This window comes from Sphingomonas sp. (assembly GCF_031380695.1).
Lineage (GTDB): Bacteria > Pseudomonadota > Alphaproteobacteria > Sphingomonadales > Sphingomonadaceae > Sphingomicrobium.
The window spans coordinates 1-3,894 of record NZ_JANMWY010000070.1; the positions used below are offsets into that span (position 1 = coordinate 1).

A 3,894-nucleotide genomic window follows, 5' to 3' on the forward strand; every position below is an offset into this window, starting at 1 on the left:
CTGCCTGCCCCTCGGGCTGGCGCAGGTCCAGTGTTACCGACCGTTTGGAGCGCCCTTCCACGTTCCAGTAAAGGCTCTCCTCCCCGACGAACGGCCCCGAATGACGGATTGGATCACCACTGCCGGGGGGCTCGATCTTGATTACGTCGGCGCCAAAATCGCCCAGCAAGGTTGCCGCAACCGGACCGGCAATCATCGTGCCAAGTTCGATTACCCGAATGCCCGCAAGGACGCCGCCGCGGTCCTGTCCCCGCGTCACGGTCGTCAGGCCCGGCCTGCCGTGGCAGGCGCAGGTACGGGGATATTGAACAGCCGAGCCGCATTCAGGCCGACGATTTTGGCGGTATCCTCATGCGTCAAATCCTTGGACCAGGATTTGATCGCCTTCTCGCTGTTCGGCCACGATCCCTCAACGTGCGGATAGTCATTGCCCCACAACAGGTTCTCGACACCGATGCGAGCCAGAAGCTCAATTCCGACCGGATCGGTCTCGAAGCTGGCGTGGCCGTGCATCCGGAAATATTCCGACGGCTTGTACTTCAGCTGCGGCGACACCCAGAAGGCGAAACAATCCTGCCCATGGTCCATCGCCCACAATGCATAAGGCAGCCAGCCGGCGCCGGCCTCGATGGTGGCGAAGTTGAGTTTCGGGAAGCGATCGAACACCCCCGAACTGCATAACTGAACGGTCGGCTCAAGGACCGTGTTCATGGCGTGGACGACATAGTTGATGATCGCGCCGCCATCGCCGCTCGCGGTACGGGGATCTTTCCCGGTGCCGGCGTGGAACGTCACGGGCAGGCCGGTCTGGCTGAGGCTGTCCCAGATCGGATCGAACACCGGCTGGTTGTAGCTCGCGCCTTTCACGAGCGGCGGCATCATTACGAATTTGAAACCGCGATCCGCCGACCGCTCAATCTCTTTGACGGCGGCCGGGATATCGGCGGGCGCAACGCAGGCCGCCGGAAAACTGCGGCTGTGGCCGCCGAAAGCCTCGAACGCCCAGTCGTTCCACGCGGCGCACATCGCTACATTAAGTTCGGGATCGGGCGACTGCCAATTCGTAAGCCCTTTGTTGGGAAACACAATTTCGGCATCGATGCCGTCATAATCCATGTCCCGGTAACGATCCACGCCAAATCCGCCCTGGTTCTGGAACATGGCTCCCTTGGTCTTGTCGAGTGCCGGTCGTTCACTACTGTCGCCGACAGTCTCGATAAAGGCGGAGACGGCGACGGATTCGTCGCGCGGTGCCTCGCGGATCATCGACGGGCGGATGCCTTCGGCGACGAACCATTTGCGTCCCCTCTCGTCGACCTTGACGTGGGGCAGGCGATCGCGAAACCGGGGCTCGATCCGCGCCGACCAGACGTCGAGGGGTTCGTTTACATGCCCGTCTGCGGACACGACGAAATAGTCCTTCAGCGCAGACTTATCCGGTGCGACATCGGGTGCCGTTTTCGACGGCGGATCGAGCACAGCTGCCATATCACCCTCCATTATTTATATATCTGGTATATATTTTATGGTGATGCGCGTCAACGCCAATTCGATGCCGCTTCGTCAGTCGAGCTGATATTCGCCAAGCGTCGGCGCTGGCCCCAGATCATTTGGCCGCCCTCGGAACGCTGCATCGATTGGAACCGGCAGCGAGGGAAGAATTGATCCGGCCCAAGCGTTCGCGTCGACCAGCCCGCGCCCACGAAAATGCGGATCGGCGAGCGCCCCCTGCAAATCCAGAATGATCGAACAGCAGACATCGTGGCCCGCAAAGAGTGCGGCCCACTGGTCGGCAGTGCGGGTGGCGATGCGATCGGCGACGGCGCGGGTCGCGCTCGTCGGTTCCGCTGTAGTGGACCGCCATTTGGCATCGAGCTCGATTGCATCGCAGAACGCGCGCCAGAATCGCTCCTCGAGCGGTGCAGCAGCGATGAAGCGGTCGTCGGCGGTTCGGTAAATGTTGTAGCGCGGCGACCCGCCGGTAACGAGGTCGCCGCCACGCGTCGGCCACTGGCCGGCGAACAAACCATTGCCAAGGCCCCAGTAGGCGAAGGTGAGCATCGAATCGCCCATGGCGATGTCGAGCGTCGCACCTTCTCCGGTCGCGTCGCGCCGTCGGAGCGCCAACAGAATGTTGAGCACGGCGGGCAAGGTGCCTCCGGCGATGTCCGCTGCCAGGATAGGCGGCAGGACCGGCGCTCCGTCCGCCCCGCCGGTCAGGCCGAGCAAACCGGTTTCGGCCATGTAGTTGAGATCGTGCGCGGCCACGCCGCTCTTGGGGCCAGACTGGCCCCAGCCCGTGATCGAACAATAGATGATCCCCGGATTGATCGTCCGCACCGCCTCCGCACCAAGACCGAACCGCGCCATGACGCCTGGCCGAAATTGCTCGATGAGGATGTCGGCGCGCTCGATCAGCGGGCGAAGTGTGGCGACCACATTGGGTTGCTTGAGGTCGATTGCGAGGCTACGCTTGCCGCGGTTGAGGAGACGGAAATTGACGCTGTCTCCATCGACCTTTGGCTCGTACGAGCGCATTTCGTCGCCCAGTCCGGGCCGCTCGATCTTGATAACCTCGGCCCCGGCTTCGGCCAACATGAGGCTCGCCAGCGGCCCCGGCAGCAAGGTGCTGAAGTCGAGCACCAACAGGCCCTCGAGCGGGCTCACCTCAAAGACGCCTTACTCGTTTGCCGCACCTCATGGCGCGGACCGGATCATATCCGCGCAACGCTCGCCGATCATGATGCAGACCGAATTGGTGTTGCCCGACGTGATGCTCGGGATGACTGATCCGTCGGCGACGCGCAACTTGCCGATCCCGCGCACCCGCAACTTTGGATCAACGACAGCATAGTCGTCGTCGGCGGCTCCCATCCGGCAGGTGCCGACGTGATGGTAACCCGTGCTCGCGGTGGCCCGGATATAGTCTTCCAGCCCCTGATCGCTTTCATTCGAAAGGTTCGGCTGAAGCGGTTTCGTGTCGAGCGCGCGCATCGGTGCCGCATCGCCAATTCGGCCGATCAGCTTGAGGCCGTCCACCGCGGTCTGCATGTCGCGTGGGGAAGAAAAATAATTGGGCGCGATGCGCGGCGCATCGTGCGGGTCGGCGGAACCGATGTGGACGGTACCCCGGCTTTCTGGCCGGTTCTGGTAGAAGGCAATTTGGAAACTCGACTCAGGCAGCAGCTTGCCTGAATAGTCGCCTGCTTCGAACGGCATGAAGTATATCTGGACATCGGGATCGTCCAGACCCTGGCGCGTATAGGCGAAGGCACCGGCAAGCGCCGCGCCAACTGCAAGCGGCCCGGTGCGGTTGGCGAGATAGCGCAGCCCGGCAAGTCCTTGCGAAACGAAACTGCTCATCGTCGCATTGAAGGTGTGCGGACTCGACGTCGTGTAGGATCGCTTGGGCAAGATGTGGTCCATCAGATTTTCGCCCACGCCAAGCAGTTCGTGAACTACAGCGACCCCGCTGGCACCGAGCACCGCTGCGGGCCCAATGCCCGATAGCTGCAACAGTTGCGGCGTCGCAAACGAGCCAGCGGCAAGCACGATCTCGCGTCGCGCGCGCGCGCGATGTTGCTGACCACCGCGCTCATAGAGGACCGCAGACGCCTCACGGCCGTCCAGCTCGATTCTGGTGGCGAGGGCATCGGTGACGACGTGGAGATTCTTGTTGCGGCGCGCCGGCTTCAGATAGGCGGTCGCGGTCGACGAGCGTCGACCCTTCCAGGTGGTCATTTGGTAATAGCCGGCACCCGCAACGTCGCGTCGGCAGAAATCGGGCGTGCGCGGAATGCCGACGTCCGCCGCAGCGTCGAGGAACGCATCGGCGAGCGGGTTGACCCAGCGAGCGTCCTCAACCCCAAGAGTGCCTTCATCGCCATGAAATTC

At 62.7% G+C, this 3,894-nt stretch carries 4 protein-coding genes; all 4 read right to left on the bottom strand.

Features of this window, described 5'->3' with window-relative positions:
- Positions 1 to 196, bottom strand: a 196-nt coding sequence (locus RMN84_RS02850; RefSeq protein ID WP_309610695.1) for a CoA transferase, incomplete at its 3' end; no start/stop codon positions are given.
- Between the two features lie 68 nt (positions 197 to 264).
- Positions 265 to 1,488 carry an amidohydrolase family protein gene (locus RMN84_RS02855; protein ID WP_309610696.1) on the bottom strand — a complete coding sequence of 408 codons (1,224 nt, stop codon included), beginning with the start codon at positions 1,486 to 1,488 and terminating at the stop codon, positions 265 to 267.
- A 75-nt stretch (positions 1,489 to 1,563) separates the two neighbouring features.
- Positions 1,564 to 2,667, bottom strand: a complete 1,104-nt coding sequence (locus RMN84_RS02860; protein ID WP_309610697.1) for a CaiB/BaiF CoA-transferase family protein — start codon at positions 2,665 to 2,667, stop codon at positions 1,564 to 1,566.
- 30 nt (positions 2,668 to 2,697) lie between these two features.
- A partial coding sequence (locus RMN84_RS02865; protein WP_309610698.1) for a GMC oxidoreductase occupies positions 2,698 to 3,894 on the bottom strand: 1,197 nt, incomplete at its 5' end.

Coding starts and splice junctions, on each gene's coding strand:
- RMN84_RS02855 (WP_309610696.1), bottom strand. CDS start 1,488: ATGGCAGCTGTGCTCGATCCGCCGTCGAAAACGGCACCCGATGTCGCA.